At 58.9% G+C, this 15,449-nt stretch carries 17 protein-coding genes; 13 read left to right on the top strand and 4 right to left on the bottom strand.

The window, feature by feature from the left end; genetic code table 11:
• The first annotated feature begins 174 nt into the window (after positions 1–174).
• From metG to AC27VU_RS27255, 8 genes are all read left to right on the top strand, one after another.
• A complete protein-coding gene (gene metG / locus AC27VU_RS27290) occupies positions 175–2,226 on the top strand; it encodes a methionine--tRNA ligase (protein WP_003227696.1) in 2,052 nt (683 codons plus the stop codon).
• A gap of 132 nt (positions 2,227–2,358) precedes the next feature.
• A complete protein-coding gene (locus AC27VU_RS27285) occupies positions 2,359–2,928 on the top strand; it encodes an electron transport complex protein RnfA (protein ID WP_400507500.1) in 570 nt (189 codons plus the stop codon).
• The gene (locus AC27VU_RS27280; protein ID WP_488725293.1) at positions 2,925–4,139 is read left to right on the top strand and encodes an RnfABCDGE type electron transport complex subunit B; all 1,215 of its coding nucleotides are present in this window, start codon (positions 2,925–2,927) and stop codon (positions 4,137–4,139) included. Before AC27VU_RS27285 ends, AC27VU_RS27280 begins: the two co-directional genes overlap by 4 nt.
• Positions 4,126–5,109: an RnfABCDGE type electron transport complex subunit D gene (locus AC27VU_RS27275; RefSeq protein WP_488725292.1), complete on the top strand. Its 984-nt coding sequence runs from the start codon at positions 4,126–4,128 to the stop codon at positions 5,107–5,109. Before AC27VU_RS27280 ends, AC27VU_RS27275 begins: the two co-directional genes overlap by 14 nt.
• The gene (locus tag AC27VU_RS27270; RefSeq protein ID WP_488725291.1) at positions 5,106–5,711 is read left to right on the top strand and encodes an RnfABCDGE type electron transport complex subunit G; all 606 of its coding nucleotides are present in this window, start codon (positions 5,106–5,108) and stop codon (positions 5,709–5,711) included. The genes AC27VU_RS27275 and AC27VU_RS27270 overlap by 4 nt, the downstream gene beginning before the upstream one ends.
• Complete coding sequence (locus AC27VU_RS27265) at positions 5,708–6,289, top strand: Rnf-Nqr domain containing protein (RefSeq protein ID WP_488725290.1); 582 nt, start codon at positions 5,708–5,710, stop codon at positions 6,287–6,289. The genes AC27VU_RS27270 and AC27VU_RS27265 overlap by 4 nt, the downstream gene beginning before the upstream one ends.
• Positions 6,286–6,924: an endonuclease III gene (gene nth, locus AC27VU_RS27260; RefSeq protein WP_103484885.1), complete on the top strand. Its 639-nt coding sequence runs from the start codon at positions 6,286–6,288 to the stop codon at positions 6,922–6,924. The genes AC27VU_RS27265 and nth overlap by 4 nt, the downstream gene beginning before the upstream one ends.
• Before the next feature lie 107 nt (positions 6,925–7,031).
• Entirely contained in the window at positions 7,032–7,211 is a 180-nt protein-coding gene (locus AC27VU_RS27255) for a PA3496 family putative envelope integrity protein (RefSeq protein ID WP_103484886.1), read from the top strand.
• A gap of 86 nt (positions 7,212–7,297) precedes the next feature.
• Here the strand turns inward: AC27VU_RS27255 and AC27VU_RS27250 are convergent, their stop codons facing one another.
• Positions 7,298–7,924 carry a response regulator transcription factor gene (locus AC27VU_RS27250; protein ID WP_003227711.1) on the bottom strand — a complete coding sequence of 209 codons (627 nt, stop codon included), beginning with the start codon at positions 7,922–7,924 and terminating at the stop codon, positions 7,298–7,300.
• A 504-nt stretch (positions 7,925–8,428) separates the two neighbouring features.
• Between AC27VU_RS27250 and AC27VU_RS27245 the strand changes: the two genes are divergently transcribed.
• Complete coding sequence (locus AC27VU_RS27245; RefSeq protein WP_488725289.1) at positions 8,429–9,082, top strand: hypothetical protein; 654 nt, start codon at positions 8,429–8,431, stop codon at positions 9,080–9,082.
• A 151-nt stretch (positions 9,083–9,233) separates the two neighbouring features.
• On the opposite strand, the gene AC27VU_RS27240 is transcribed toward AC27VU_RS27245, so the two are convergent.
• Together AC27VU_RS27240 and AC27VU_RS27235 are read right to left on the bottom strand one after the other, a co-directional pair.
• Positions 9,234–10,451 (bottom strand): argininosuccinate synthase, encoded by a 1,218-nt coding sequence (locus tag AC27VU_RS27240; protein ID WP_003227714.1) that lies wholly within the window; start codon positions 10,449–10,451, stop codon positions 9,234–9,236.
• Positions 10,452–10,580: 129 nt separating this feature from the next.
• Positions 10,581–11,489: a flagellar protein MotY gene (locus AC27VU_RS27235; RefSeq protein ID WP_003227717.1), complete on the bottom strand. Its 909-nt coding sequence runs from the start codon at positions 11,487–11,489 to the stop codon at positions 10,581–10,583.
• 160 nt (positions 11,490–11,649) lie between these two features.
• Between AC27VU_RS27235 and pyrC the strand changes: the two genes are divergently transcribed.
• Positions 11,650–12,696, top strand: coding sequence for a dihydroorotase (gene pyrC, locus AC27VU_RS27230; protein ID WP_103484888.1), 1,047 nt, complete (start codon positions 11,650–11,652; stop codon positions 12,694–12,696).
• Positions 12,693–13,370: a ribonuclease T gene (gene rnt, locus AC27VU_RS27225; RefSeq protein ID WP_003227721.1), complete on the top strand. Its 678-nt coding sequence runs from the start codon at positions 12,693–12,695 to the stop codon at positions 13,368–13,370. Before pyrC ends, rnt begins: the two co-directional genes overlap by 4 nt.
• A 74-nt stretch (positions 13,371–13,444) precedes the next feature.
• On the opposite strand, the gene AC27VU_RS27220 is transcribed toward rnt, so the two are convergent.
• Positions 13,445–14,047 carry a peroxiredoxin gene (locus AC27VU_RS27220; RefSeq protein WP_003227723.1) on the bottom strand — a complete coding sequence of 201 codons (603 nt, stop codon included), beginning with the start codon at positions 14,045–14,047 and terminating at the stop codon, positions 13,445–13,447.
• A 314-nt stretch (positions 14,048–14,361) separates the two neighbouring features.
• On the opposite strand from AC27VU_RS27220, the gene AC27VU_RS27215 reads away from it, so the two are divergent.
• Both AC27VU_RS27215 and bfr read left to right on the top strand, forming a co-directional pair.
• Entirely contained in the window at positions 14,362–14,580 is a 219-nt protein-coding gene (locus AC27VU_RS27215; RefSeq protein WP_003227725.1) for a bacterioferritin-associated ferredoxin, read from the top strand.
• A 200-nt stretch (positions 14,581–14,780) separates the two neighbouring features.
• On the top strand, positions 14,781–15,254 hold the full coding sequence (bfr, locus tag AC27VU_RS27210; protein WP_007963971.1) for a bacterioferritin: 474 nt from the start codon (positions 14,781–14,783) through the stop codon (positions 15,252–15,254).
• The last annotated feature ends 195 nt before the right edge of the window (positions 15,255–15,449 follow it).

The following is a 15,449-nucleotide window of genomic DNA, read 5'->3' as shown; positions in this document are numbered from 1 at the left end:
TATCCGGTCTATCTGACATTGCCGGGACGGGGCGGCTGCGCCACCCAGCGGGAGCAAGCTCCCTCGCCACAATTATTGTGCTCAAGTCATCCGGAAACAGGTGCACAGGGTGAAAAATATGCGCCAGCGCTTTATAGTGGCCGACCTCCGTTTCATCAAGTAGCGAAGCCCCACATGTCCGAACCACGCAAGATCCTCGTCACCAGCGCCCTGCCCTACGCCAACGGTTCGATTCACCTTGGCCACATGCTGGAATACATCCAGACCGATATGTGGGTGCGCTTCCAGAAGCATCGCGGCAATCAATGCATCTATGTCTGCGCCGACGACGCCCACGGTTCGGCGATCATGCTGCGCGCGGAAAAGGAAGGCATCACCCCGGAACAACTGATCGCCAACGTGCAGGCTGAACACAGCGCCGACTTTGCCGAGTTCCTGGTCGACTTCGACAACTTCCACTCCACTCACGCCGAAGAAAACCGTGAGCTGTCGAGCCAGATCTACCTGAAGCTGCGTGACGCCGGGCATATTGCCCAGCGCTCGATCACCCAGTATTTCGACCCGGAAAAGAAAATGTTCCTGGCCGACCGCTTCATCAAGGGCACCTGCCCGAAATGCGGCACTGAAGACCAGTACGGCGACAACTGCGAAAAATGCGGTGCGACCTACGCCCCGACCGATCTGAAGGATCCGAAGTCGGCGATCTCCGGTGCCACGCCGGTACTCAAGGATTCCCAGCACTTCTTCTTCAAGCTCCCGGACTTCCAGCAGATGCTGCAGACCTGGACCCGCAGCGGCACCCTGCAGGACGCCGTGGCCAACAAGATTGCCGAGTGGCTGGACGCCGGCCTGCAGCAGTGGGACATCTCCCGCGATGCGCCGTACTTCGGTTTCGAGATCCCCGACGAGCCGGGCAAGTATTTCTACGTGTGGCTGGACGCGCCGATCGGCTACATGGCCAGTTTCAAGAACCTCTGCAACCGCACGCCGGAGCTGGACTTCGACGCGTTCTGGGGCAAGGACTCCACCGCCGAGCTGTACCACTTCATCGGCAAGGACATCGTCAACTTCCACGCGCTGTTCTGGCCCGCCATGCTCGAAGGCGCCGGTTTCCGCAAGCCGACCGGGATCAACGTGCACGGCTACCTGACCGTCAACGGCCAGAAGATGTCCAAGTCCCGCGGCACCTTCATCAAGGCCCGTACCTACCTGGATCACCTGTCGCCGGAATACCTGCGCTACTACTACGCGGCCAAGCTGGGGCGTGGCGTCGATGACCTCGACCTGAACCTCGAAGACTTCGTGCAGAAGGTCAACTCCGACCTGGTCGGCAAAGTGGTCAACATCGCCAGCCGCTGCGCCGGTTTCATCCAGAAGGGCAACGGCGGCCTGCTGGTCGACAACAACGCTGCGCCAGAGCTGACCGAAGCGTTCCTCGCCGCGGCGCCAAGCATTGCCGACGCCTATGAAGCTCGCGATTTCGCCCGCGCCATGCGTGAAACCATGGCCCTGGCCGACCGCGCCAACGCCTGGATCGCCGACAAGGCGCCTTGGTCGTTGAACAAGCAGGAAGGCAAGCAGGATGAAGTCCAGGCGATCTGCGCCACCGGCATCAACCTGTTCCGCCAGTTGGTGATCTTCCTCAAACCGGTGCTGCCGCTGTTGGCCGCCGACGCCGAGGCATTCCTCAACGTCGCCCCACTCACCTGGAACGACCACACCACGCTGCTGGCCAACCACCAGTTGAACGAATTCAAACCGTTGATGACCCGCATCGACCCGGTAAAAGTGCAAGCCATGACCGACGCCTCGAAAGAAGACCTGACCGCCAGCCAGACCGATACCGGCGCTGCCGCGCCTGCGGGCAATGGCGAACTGGCCAAGGATCCGCTGTCGCCGGAAATCGACTTCGACACCTTCGCCGCCGTCGACCTGCGCGTAGCCCTGATCGTCAAGGCCGAGCACGTGGAAGGTGCCGACAAGCTGCTGCGCCTGACTCTGGACATCGGTGACGAGCAGCGCAACGTGTTCTCCGGGATCAAGAGCGCTTACCCGGATCCGTCGAAACTCGACGGTCGCCTGACCATGATGATCGCCAACCTCAAGCCACGGAAAATGAAGTTCGGCATCTCCGAAGGCATGGTGATGGCAGCCGGCCCTGGCGGTGAAGAAATCTACCTGCTGAGCCCGGACAGCGGCGCCAAGCCGGGTCAACGCATCAAGTAAGACCCAGCGGTAAAACGATCCCACAGGCATGTTCTGCAGGCCTGTGGGATTTTTCATATCTGGCCCACCCTTCGCGGGTGCCGGATAATGCCTAACCTTGAGTGACACCCGCCCGTTTCTGCCGGCAGAACCATGACCGAACTTGCGCTTACGCTGATCAGTGCCGCCCTGCTCAACAACTTCGTGTTGCACTGGCCGCTGGGCGTCAATCCGCTGCTGGCCGGCAGTCGGCGCCAGGTGCATGCACTGGGGTTGGCGACGGCGTGCCTGATGCTGAGCGTTGGCATCATCGGTTACCTGATTTGGCACTGGCTGCTGGTGCCGCTGCAATTGCAGGCACTGCAGCTGTTTGTGTTCTTGCCGCTCAGTGTGCTGCTGATCGCGCCGCTGCTGAAGCTGCTGGCTCGCGGGCTGCCTGACTGGCCGTTCGATGGGCTATGGCCGCTGTTGCTGGGCAATGCCGGCGTGCTGGGGCTGGCCTTGATCAATGCGCAAAATGATCGCGGCCTGCTGCAGGCAACGGCGCTGAGCCTGGGTGCCGGGCTGGGTTTCTGGCTGGTGCTGAGCCTGTTCAGCGACCTGCGCGAACGCACTGCGGACAACGACATTCCTCTGCCCTTTCGCGGCTTGCCGATCGATCTGATCGGCGCCGGACTGATTGCAGTGATTTTTCTCGGATTCAGTGGACTGATCAAAACATGAGTCTGATTCAACTCATCGATGCCCTCCTGCCGCAGACCCAGTGCGGCAAATGCGGCCACCCCGGGTGCAAACCCTATGCGCAAGGCATCGTCGATGGCGAACCGATCAACAAGTGCCCGCCGGGGGGCGTCGAAACCATTACCGCCCTGGCTGAACTGTTGAAGGTGCCGGTGCTGGAACTGGACATCAGCCGTGGCTCGGCACCGCCGCAAGTGGCCTACATCCGCGAGGCCGAGTGCATCGGCTGCACCAAGTGCATCCAGGCCTGTCCGATCGACGCCATCGTCGGCGCGGCGAAACTGATGCACACCGTGCTGATCGACGAATGCACCGGTTGCGACCTGTGCGTGGCGCCGTGCCCGGTGGATTGCATCGAGATGCATCCGCTGCCGCTCGGCACCTTGCCGGTGGTCGGTGGCCTGGCGTCCAGCCTTGAAGAACAGCGCGCGCGCACGGCCAAACGCGATCATGCACGCCAGCGTTTTGAACGCCGCAACGCCCGCCTGCAGCGCGAAGAAGAGCAGAAACAGGCTGAGCGCGAAGCCCGGGCACGGCGCGCAACGCAACCCGCGGTGGCCACTCTCGATCCGGTGCAAGCCGCTCTGGAACGGGTGCGCGCGCAGAAAGCCGCGACCGCCGACGCGGCGCTGAAAAAAGCCAAGATCGACGTCGCCATGAGCCGCGCGCAATTGCACAAATCGCTGAAAGCCTTCGGCCATCCACCGACCTTCGAACAGCAATCGCAACTGATCGTGTTGCAACAGCAGTTCGAAGCCGCCGAACAGGCGCTGGCGAAACTCGAAAGCAGCGCCACCGCTGCTCCGGCCGCTGCGGCCCCGGCCCCGGCGAAGGACGCGGATCTGAAGCGGGCGAAAATCCAGTTGGCCATGCGTCGCGCCGAATTGAAAAAGGCGCAGACCGCCGAAGCGCCAGCGGAGCAGATCGCCACGCGCGAACAGGCACTGCATGACGCCGAGCAGGCCCTTCACGCTGCCGAAGCGGCAAGTGAACAGCCTGCGCCTGATCTGGTGCGCGTAGAAAAGCGCCCGATCGACAGCCAGCTTCGCCAGTTGAAAACCGAACTGGCCTACGCCCGCGCCGACCTGAACAAACTCGAACGCCGCGCCGACACGCCGAGCGAAGCCCTCGACAAGGCCCGCGCCCGCCTGCAGGTGGCCGAGCGTCAGGTGCAAGATCATGTCGCCCCGTGAGGCACCGGATGATCGCCTGCAACAGGCGATGAAGCGGGTGCTGCTGGCCACGCTGCCGGGGCTGCTGGCACTGTTCTGGTTTTACGGCTGGGGGGTGTTGATCAATCTGATCCTGGCGGCGAGCAGCGCACTGCTGGTCGAGGCCGGTGTCACCCGCCTGCGCCGACAACCTTTGCAACCGACGCTCAGCGATGGCAGCGCACTGGTCAGCGCAACATTGCTGGCCGCCGCCCTGCCACCTTATTGCCCGTGGTGGCTGACCGTTACGGCCGTAGCTTCGGGCCTGCTGTTCGGCAAGCATTTATACGGTGGCATCGGCAAGAATCCGTTCAACCCGGCCATGCTCGGTTTCGCCCTGACAATGCTGCTGTTCCCGCAACCGATGACCCACTGGCCGGCGCATGGCATGAATCTGCAGGCCGCTTTTGCGCAAGTCTTGAATCTGGGCCAGGCGCCGGACGCCTGGGTGCAGGCCACCGCGCTGGACAATCTGCGCATCAACAAAAGCCTGACCCTGGATGAGCTGTTCGCGGCCAACCCGGCGTTCGGCCGCTTCGGTGGACGCGGTGCGGAGTGGATCAATCTGGCGTTTCTCGCTGGCGGGCTGTGGCTGTTGCAGCGCCGAGTGATTGCCTGGCAAGCGCCGGTCGGCATGCTCGCCAGCCTGTTTGTCGTCAGCCTGCTCTGCTGGAACGGCTCGGGTTCCGATTCCCACGGCTCACCGCTGTTTCATCTGCTGAGCGGCGCGACCATGCTCGGTGCGTTTTTCATCATTACCGAACCGGTGTCCGGCGCCAAAAGTCCGCTGGCCCGGCTGCTGTTCGGGGTGGGTGTCGGCTTGCTGACCTACCTGATCCGCACCTGGGGCGGCTACCCGGACGGTGTCGCGTTTGCCGTGTTGCTGATGAATCTCGGTGTACCGGCTCTGGAGCGTTTTGCCGCTGCCCGCCAGACGCAGGTGCAATCATGAACCGCGCGGCTACGGTCGTGACCCTTGTGCTGCTGGCCGGCGCCGGTCTCGGTTTGACCTATGTCGTGCAGCGCGCCAGTGCGCCGCAGATTGCCAGCGAGCAACGCCTGCTCGACAGCCGCAAATTGCTGGATGTGCTCGCGGCCGATGCCTACGACAATCAGCCGCTGGAGCAGCCGCTGGCGCTGACTGATACAACGTTGAGCCACAGCACGCTGCTGGCAGGTTACCGCGCAAGCAAATCCGGTCAGCCAGTGGCAGTGTTGTTGCGCACCCAGACCGAGGGCTACGCCGGAGTTATCGAACTGCTGATCGCCATCGATGCCAACGGCAGACTGCTGGGAGTAAAAACCCTGCGGCAAAACGAAACACCGGCGCTCGGCGGACTCATCGGCGACTGGCCGAACCAGTGGCTGGCGACGTTTACCGGCAAGTCGCGCAACGCACCTGACGACGCTGGCTGGGCACTGAAAAAGGATCAGGGACAGTTCGATCAACTGGCGGGCGCCACCATCACATCCCGCGCCACTCTCAATGCCATCCATGACGCTCTGCGCTACTTTGACGAGCACCGGGCAATCTTGCTGGGGACCGGATCATGAACCGGCCGACGAATCTGACGAACACTTTGACGCTGATGCTGCTGCTTGGCACCAGCGCGACACTGGCTGGCGCGCTGGGCATGCTGTTGATGTCGAGTGCCGTTGTGGGGATTTACAGCGTGTGCATCGCCCCACTGCGCTTGCGGTTATCTGGCAACAGCCTATTGCTGGCCAGTCTGCTGCTGGCCGCCACTCTGACCAGTTGTACCAATATCCTCGCGCAGCGCTGGGCGTTGCAGTGGCAACAGTCACTCGGGATCTATGGCGGGTTGATCGCCTTGCAATGCGTGGTGCTGGAATACAATGGATTCTTTCGTCAGGCGCTTGCCCAGCGCCTGAAGTTTTTTGGCCTGTCGAGCGCGCTGCTACTGGCGCTGGCCGTACTGCGTGAACTGTTCGGTCAGGGGCACATCGGCCGCGTTCAGTCCGAGCACTGGCAAGGACTGGTTCTGTTCAGCGACGGGCTGCACCTGCTCACCCTGGCTCCCGGCGCCTTCATTTTGCTCGGACTCCTGCTCGCTGCCCGCCAGGCCTGGACCCGCTCGAACGCTCTCTCCAAGGAAACACATCATCCATGAATGCCGCAAAACGTCTGGAAATCTTCCGCAGACTTCATGAAGACAACCCCGAGCCGAAGACCGAGCTGGCCTATTCCTCGCCGTTCGAGTTGTTGATTGCGGTAATCCTCTCGGCGCAATCTACCGACGTTGGCGTCAACAAGGCCACGGCCAAACTGTTTCCGGTGGCCAATACCCCTGCGGCGATCCACGCGCTGGGCGTCGAAGGGCTGTCCGAATACATCAAGACCATCGGCCTTTATAACAGCAAAGCGAAAAACGTGATCGAGACCTGTCGCATGCTGGTCGAACGGCACAATGGCGAAGTCCCGCAGACGCGCGAAGAACTGGAAGCGCTGCCCGGCGTTGGCCGCAAAACGGCCAACGTAGTGCTCAATACCGCTTTTCGTCAGTTGACCATGGCGGTCGACACGCACATTTTTCGCGTGAGCAACCGCACCGGCATTGCCCCGGGCAAAAATGTGGTCGAGGTGGAAAAGAAGTTGATGAAGTTTGTGCCGAAAGATTACCTGCTCGACTCTCACCACTGGCTGATTCTGCATGGTCGCTATGTGTGTCTGGCGCGCAAGCCACGCTGTGGCAGCTGCCGGATCGAAGATTTGTGCGAGTACAAACACAAAACCTCGGACGATTGACTGGCTATTGGAATAATTGATTCGTCGATTGAAAAAATCTTTTTTACCCGCAGCAGGAATATCGATATAAGGAGCGCCAAAGGCAGTCTTAGCCTGGAGTTCACCTTATGACTGACACCAAAGAACAACTGGATGTAGATGACGATTTCACAGCTGTGGAAACCGACGACGCCGAACCTGTCGTCGAGGTCGCCAAGACCAATCTGAGCAAGCGTCGCACCATCGATAACCTGCTTGAGGAGCGCCGACTGCAAAAGCAATTGGCCGATTACGATTTTGATCTCTGATACTTGAAAGCCTCCCGAACCGGAGGCTTTTTACTTTCCGGGAATCCGATACCGAGCGGTCCATGATCCGTCAGCAAACATGACCATCAGACCAGCCCGTTGCGTTGCGCCAGCTCAATCAGGTCCACCAGCGACCGAGCATTGAGCTTCAATAACAAACGGGTCTTGTAAGTGCTGACCGTCTTGTTGCTGAGAAACATGCCGTCGGCGATTTCCTTGTTGGTCTTGCCCCGCGCCAATTGCTGCAACACCATCATTTCCCGCCCGGAAAGGCGGTCTACCATATCGGCCTCACTGGCATTACCGAGGCTGGTTCGCACGGTATGCAGGGCCTGGTTTGGAAAATAGCTATATCCGGACAGTACGGCCTTGATCGCACTGAGCAACTCTGTCAGATCCTGTTGTTTACAGACATACCCCGCCGCCCCCGACTGCATGCAGCGCATCGAAAAATGCCCGGGTGCCTGAGAGGTCAACACCAGAACTTTCAATGGCATCGGTGTCGAGTTCAGACGGGCAATAACTTCCAGACCATCGAGCTTCGGTATTCCAATATCCAGAATAACGATATCCGGCATTTGTTCACGCGCAAGTTGCAATGCATCCACACCATTATCTGTTTCGGCAATAACTTCGTAGCCATGACGTTCCATCAGCATACGCACAGCAAGACGAATGACGGGGTGATCATCCACGATCAGCACTTTATTCATGGGCAAGTCCAGTTTCGCTGTTCGAATTTTTAGAACCCGCACAATAGCCTAGTCACTTCCGACATGGCACAAGAGAGTTCCGTCACACTCACAGCCAAAGACATTCCCTACATCAAAAAAAGACTATTCCTACAAAAAACCGCCGCTGGTGATATTGGCAAGCCCCGGCCGTTTCTCTGACCACGCCTTGGACGTGAAAAATACTACGCACTGCAACCCAAGCCGGCTCACTGATCCAGAGCCTCTCGCGCAAGAAGAGACTGCAAAAATTGCTGTTGTTGCATGACAGCGCACTGCTGAGGCCGGACAGCTTCAGGCTGACAATCGATTGTAAAAACAACAGCAAGAACGCCACTACACACTTTAAACAATCAACGTCTGAAACAAGATACTTCTACCCAACGAATTTTATTTAATATAAAAAAGAGCATCAGACGCAAAACTTCACCCACATGAAATCATTCAATAAACACATTGGAAAAACACACTTAATGAGCAAACACCATGATAAAAATCAGAAAAAAAATCACCAACCCCATGACGGTAATTGCAATATTTGCATTTATTTCCGAATCGTCGGCGGCCATCTCCCTGCCTTTTCTTGATAACGATGAAAGAGAAGTCTATATCTGGTTCCTGATCAGCTTCCCGTTTTACTTGCTGTTGCTGTTTTTTTTAACGCTGAACTTCAACTACCGTTCATTGTATGCGCCCTCGGACTTCGACAAGGACGACAGTTTTCTAAAAGTCTTTGATGAGTTGAAGCAGACGGAGAATATCCCCTGTTCGTCCCCGGCACGCGGAGCACCAGGCGGTCAGGAGTGGACGCTACCTGAACGCGGCGTTGACGAATCCTGCCCGGAGCGAGCGTGGATTGAGCACACCATCCAACTGCCCAAATCCATGGGCACGTTGCGCGCCATCGATGTACGTCCGCTGAACAGCACACAGGCGTTCAATGCGCTGGCCGAACACTTTCCTCAGCTTGGCAAGCAATCGGCCAAGGCAGTGGTATTTTTGACCGACTCAGCGTCTGACGCTCTGCTCAAGCAAATTACCCTCAGCCTTGTCAAACAAGCGAAAAAAAACGGAGGCGCCAAACTTTTCGTTGCTTATAACGTGAGCACGCAAAGTACTACGGTGCTGAGGGGGGAATGAGACACAGAGTAGATGCCTGAAGTGGACATTCAAGAAAATGCTGGAATTGACCGTAACAACATATGTTGCGGGTTAACGTCAGACAACCACAAAAAAAAATGGCGGCTTTGTCACTGGGACAAGCCGCCACTTCTTTACAGGCCCGCGACGCTTAGAACAGCTTGCGGCCCTTGTTGGCAGCAATGCGCATGCGCAGCGCGTTGAGCTTGATGAAGCCCGCCGCGTCGGCCTGGTTGTAAGCGCCGCCGTCTTCTTCGAAGGTCGCGATATTGGCGTCGAACAGCGAATCGTCGGACTTGCGACCGGTCACGATCACGTTGCCTTTGTACAGCTTCAGGCGAACCACGCCGTTCACGTTGACTTGGGAAGCGTCGATCATCTGTTGCAGCATCAGACGCTCCGGGCTCCACCAGTAGCCGGTGTAGATCAGGCTGGCGTATTTCGGCATCAGCTCGTCTTTGAGGTGAGCGACTTCGCGGTCCAGGGTGATCGATTCGATGGCGCGGTGAGCGCGCAGCATGATGGTGCCGCCCGGGGTTTCGTAGCAGCCACGGGACTTCATGCCCACGTAACGGTTTTCAACGATGTCCAGACGACCGATACCGTGAGCACCGCCGATTTTGTTCAGCGTTGCCAATACGGTGGCCGGAGTCATTTCGACGCCGTCCAGGGCAACGATGTCGCCGTTGCGGTAGGTCAGTTCCAGGTATTGCGGGGTGTCAGGAGCGTTCTCCGGGGAGACGGTCCAGCGCCACATGTCTTCTTCGTGCTCGGTCCAGGTGTCTTCCAGCACGCCGCCTTCATAGGAGATGTGCAGCAGGTTGGCGTCCATCGAGTACGGAGATTTCTTCTTGCCGTGACGCTCGATCGGGATCGCGTGCTTCTCGGCGTAGTCCATCAGCTTCTCGCGGGACAGCAGGTCCCACTCACGCCATGGAGCAATGACTTTCACGCCTGGCTTGAGCGCGTAGGCACCCAGTTCGAAACGCACCTGGTCGTTGCCCTTGCCGGTAGCGCCATGGGAAATGGCGTCGGCGCCGGTTTCGTTGGCGATTTCGATCAGACGTTTGGCGATCAGCGGACGTGCGATGGAGGTACCCAGCAGGTACTCGCCTTCGTAAACGGTGTTGGCGCGGAACATCGGGAACACGAAGTCACGCACGAACTCTTCGCGCAGGTCGTCGATGTAGATTTCTTTGACGCCCATGGCCTGAGCCTTGGCGCGAGCCGGCTCGACCTCTTCGCCCTGACCCAGGTCAGCAGTGAAGGTCACCACTTCACAGTTATAAGTATCCTGCAGCCACTTGAGGATCACCGAAGTGTCCAGGCCGCCGGAATACGCCAGAACGACCTTGTTTACGTCCGCCATGCCATCACTCCACGGGGTTCTACGGAAAGCCGAGGAGTCTACCGCTCAAATACGATAATTTACAGAGGCGCGACAGCTTAAGACGACAAAGCGACAGAATCTGTCGAGAGCGCGACGATGACCGGCGGGTCAGGAAGTCGCCGCAGCGTTGGCAGGCGCGCTGGCTTGCGGCGCTGGCGCGGTGGTCGGTGCTACCCGTGCCAGCTTCACGCTGACCCGGCGATTCTTCGCCCGGTTGGTGGCATTGGTGTTCGGCACCAAAGGATATTGCTCGCCATGGAAACGCACGGTGATCTGCGATTCGGCGATGCCGTTGGCCTTGAAGAAATCGACCACCGCCAGCGCGCGACGGCGCGACAGCTCTCGGTTGGTAAGACGGTTGCCGCTGTTGTCCGAGTGGCCGTCGAGTTCGATGTGATTGACCGACGGATCGGCCTTCATGTACTCGAGCATCACTTGCAGCTTGGCCCGAGCGGCGGCGTCCAGGTCGGTACCTTCCCCCGGGAAACCGATCTGCGATTGTTTGATCTGGTCGAAATTCTGCGGCAGCAATTTCGCCACACACGTCTGGTAATCGTTGAAGGCCTTGCTGAACTTGACCGGCAGCAGGCGCACTTCCGAAACCCGGCCATCGCCGGACGCACGTCGCACCACCGGGCTGCGACCGTCCAGCAAACCGCTGATCAGCCCGCCGGCCTGGGATTGCGAACTGTTGAACAGCACGTTACCGGTGCCGATCCTGACGCTGCCCAGGTAGATGTCGTTGCGCCCCGGTTGCCATGGCGCGGCCGCCGCAAGCAACGTCGCTGAACCGCCGCCGAGCATGGCGTTATAGGCATTGAGGCGGAATATCGCCTGTTCGCCGGCCTTGCGCACGAACTGGCCCGAGCCGAAATCGGTGATCGGCTGGGTCAGGCGGCACTCGAACTTGTCGCCCTCGACCGTCCACTCAATGTTCTCCAGACGAGTCTGGTAGGTGAGCGCCATCGCGGGGAGGCTGGCAAACACACTGAGCAAGGCTAAATATCGCTGGCGCACGGGAGGCTCCATTGGCTTCTGTAACACAAAGACCGATTCACACTATGTTTACGGCATACCTACGGGATATCGGAAGGTTCCGGCAAAACTTGATAGCGAGTGCCTGCAAGAGTCTTTTCCGGTAGCATTCCCCTCAGTTTGACCCGCCTGGAATCCCCTCATGTCCGACCGCCTGACCCTGCTGCGTCCCGACGACTGGCACATTCATCTTCGCGATGGTGCCGTGTTGACCAATACCGTTGCCGATGTAGCGCGCACCTTTGGCCGCGCCATCATCATGCCCAACCTGGTACCACCGGTGCGCAACGCCGCTGAAGCCGATGGCTATCGCCAGCGGATTCTCGCTGCCCGCCCGGCCGGCAGTCGTTTCGAACCGCTGATGGTGCTGTACCTCACCGACCGCACCCAGCCCGAAGAAATTCGTCAGGCCAAGGCCAGCGGTTTCGTGCACGCTGCCAAATTGTACCCGGCCGGCGCCACTACCAACTCCGATTCCGGGGTGACCAGCATCGACAAGATCTTCCCGGCGCTGGAAGCCATGGCCGAAGTCGGCATGCCGCTGCTGATCCACGGCGAAGTCACCCGTGGCGATGTCGACGTCTTCGATCGCGAAAAGATTTTCATCGATGAGCACATGCGCCGTGTCGTCGAGCGTTTCCCGACGCTCAAAGTGGTGTTCGAACACATCACCACCGGCGACGCCGTGCAGTTCGTCAACGAGGCTTCGGCCAACGTCGGCGCGACCATCACCGCGCATCACCTGCTGTACAACCGCAACCACATGTTGGTGGGCGGGATTCGGCCGCACTTCTATTGCCTGCCGATCCTCAAGCGTAATACCCATCAGGAAGCCCTGCTCGATGCCGCCACCAGCGGCAGCGCGAAGTTCTTCCTCGGTACCGACTCGGCGCCGCACGCCCAGCACGCCAAGGAAGCCGCCTGCGGCTGCGCCGGCTGCTACACCGCATACGCCGCCATCGAGCTGTATGCCGAAGCTTTCGAACAGCGCAACGCGCTGGACAAGCTCGAAGCGTTCGCCAGCCTCAACGGCCCACGCTTCTACGGTCTGCCGGCCAACACCGATCGCATCACCCTGGTTCGCGAAGAATGGACCGCCCCGACCAGCCTGCCATTTGGCGAGCTGACCGTTATCCCGCTGCGCGCCGGTGAAAAGCTGCGCTGGCGCCTGCTGGAGGAACACGCGTGAGTGAAGACCATTTCGACGACGAACTGGACGGTCAAGGTGGCGGCGGCGGTTCCCGTCATCCAATGGCAGCACGTTTTCGCGGTTACCTGCCGGTTGTCGTCGACGTAGAGACCGGTGGCTTCAATTCGGCCACCGACGCTCTGCTGGAGATTGCCGCGACCACCATCGCCATGGATGAAAAGGGTTTCGTCTACCCGGATCACACCTACTTCTTCCGCGTCGAGCCGTTCGAAGGCGCCAACATCGAAGCGGCGGCGCTGGAGTTCACCGGGATCAAGCTCGATCACCCGCTGCGCATGGCGGTCAGCGAAGAAACCGCGCTGACCGACATCTTCCGTGGCGTGCGCAAGGCGCTGAAGGCCAATGGCTGCAAGCGCGCGATTCTGGTCGGCCATAACAGCAGCTTCGACCTTGGCTTCCTGAATGCTGCGGTTGCGCGTCTGGACATGAAGCGCAACCCGTTTCACCCGTTCTCCAGCTTCGATACCGCGACGCTGGCCGGTCTGGCTTACGGTCAAACCGTACTGGCCAAGGCCTGTCAGGCAGCCGACATCGACTTCGACGGCCGTGAAGCGCATTCGGCGCGTTACGACACCGAGAAGACCGCCGAGCTGTTCTGCGGCATCGTCAACCGCTGGAAACAGATGGGCGGCTGGGAAGACTTCGACGACTGATCCTCGTCGGACAAATCCCGTACATGAAAAAACCGGCCACGTGGGCCGGTTTTTTTGTACCTCGACGTTGTGCCTTACAGGGCAGCAGCGTTCTCGGTCAGGTAAGCCGCAACGCCTTCTGGCGAAGCGTTCATGCCTTTGTCGCCTTTTTTCCAGTTGGCAGGGCAGACTTCGCCGTGCTCTTCGTGGAATTGCAGAGCGTCGACCAGACGGATCAGCTCTTCCATGTTACGGCCCAGCGGCAGGTCGTTGATGATCTGCGAGCGGACAACGCCCTTGTCGTCGATCAGGAACGCGCCACGGAAAGCCACGCCGCCTTCGGACTCAACGTCGTAGGCCTTGGCGATGTCGTGCTTCATGTCGGCAGCCATGGTGTATTTCACCTGGCCGATGCCGCCATTGTTCACCGGGGTGTTGCGCCAGGCGTTGTGGGTGAAGTGCGAGTCGATCGACACAGCGATCACTTCTACGTTGCGTGCCTTGAAGTCAGCCATGCGGTTGTCCAGAGCGATCAGCTCGGACGGGCAGACGAAGGTGAAGTCCAGTGGGTAGAAGAACACCAGGCCGTATTTGCCTTTGATGGCCGAGGACAGGGTGAAGCTGTCAACGATCTCGCCATTGCCGAGTACGGCCGGTACGGTGAAATCAGGGGCTTGTTTGCCTACGAGTACGCTCATGGATATCTCCTGGTGAATAACTTTGAAGTTCAGGGTCCGGGCCAGCCTGCCACCCTCAGGCGACAGCCCTGTGACACGAACCCTCTTCGCAAGGGCCGACCATCATACACTGCGTTTTTCGCCTGTCCTTAACGGTTTTTTGCCCAAAGCGGATAACCGGGCCGCATTTTCGGGGCCAGGCAAATCGCCATTAAGCACCGTTCGTCAGTCATCGCCGATTCGTTCATAAAGCGTTCAGAAAGCACTTTGACAATCATTCTCGTTAACATTAAGATCCATCGCAATTGAGTCACAACCAGCGACGGTTCTCACTTATGTATGTTTGTCTCTGCACTGGCGTCACCGACGGACAGATCCGCGAAGCGATCTATGAAGGTTGCTGCAGCTATAAAGAAGTCCGCCAGGCCACCGGCGTCGCCAGCCAATGCGGCAAATGTGCCTGCCTGGCCAAGGAAGTGGTCCGCGAAACCCTGACCAAACTGCAAACCGCCCAGGCCGCGATCCCGTATCCGGTAGAATTTACAGCGGCGTAATTACCCCAATTTCGAAGAACCGGACTTATGTCCGGTTTTTTTATGCCCGTAAATCAACTGCTTAGGCGCTAGACGCGGAACACAAACATTCTTATTCAGATTTAATTTCATTTATTATTCAATAACTTAGGTTTGACACTTATAAGTACCAAGCTCAAACTCCGCCTTATATACAGCTATTACAGGGCAGGACTCCCATCATGAAAGGCGACATTACAGTCATCCAGCATCTCAACAAGATCCTTGCCAATGAGCTGGTCGCGATCAATCAGTACTTCCTGCATGCGCGCATGTATGAAGATTGGGGCCTGAACAAGCTGGGCAAGCACGAGTACCACGAATCCATCGATGAGATGAAACACGCGGACAAGCTGATCAAGCGCATCCTGTTCCTTGAAGGTCTGCCGAACGTGCAGGATCTGGGCAAGCTGCACATTGGCGAGCACACCCGGGAAATGCTCGAGTGCGATCTGCGTATCGAGAAGACCGGCCACGCCGATCTGAAAGCCGCCATCGCCCATTGCGAATCGGTTGGCGACTTCGGCAGCCGTGAACTGCTCGAAGACATTCTCGAGTCCGAAGAAGAACACATCGACTGGCTGGAAACCCAACTGGGCCTGATCGATAAAGTCGGTCTTGAGAACTATCTGCAATCGCAGATGGGCGAAGAGTAGGAGCTGCCGCAGGCTGCGATCTTTTTCGATTGCACTGGCAACTCGAATTAACTTTTCCAGCGCACTAAAAAGCCCCGCCCTCTTACGAGGTGCGGGGCTTTATTGGCAAATCCCGGATCAGATGCAGATCCCTGTGGGAGCGGGATTGTTTGGGGGGGGGGGGGGGGGGGGGGGGGGTGGTGTTTTTGTTGGGCT

It is taken from the genome of Pseudomonas sp. 14P5.3.2, assembly GCF_057799175.1.
This window is presented reverse-complemented; position numbering and strand designations above follow the sequence as displayed.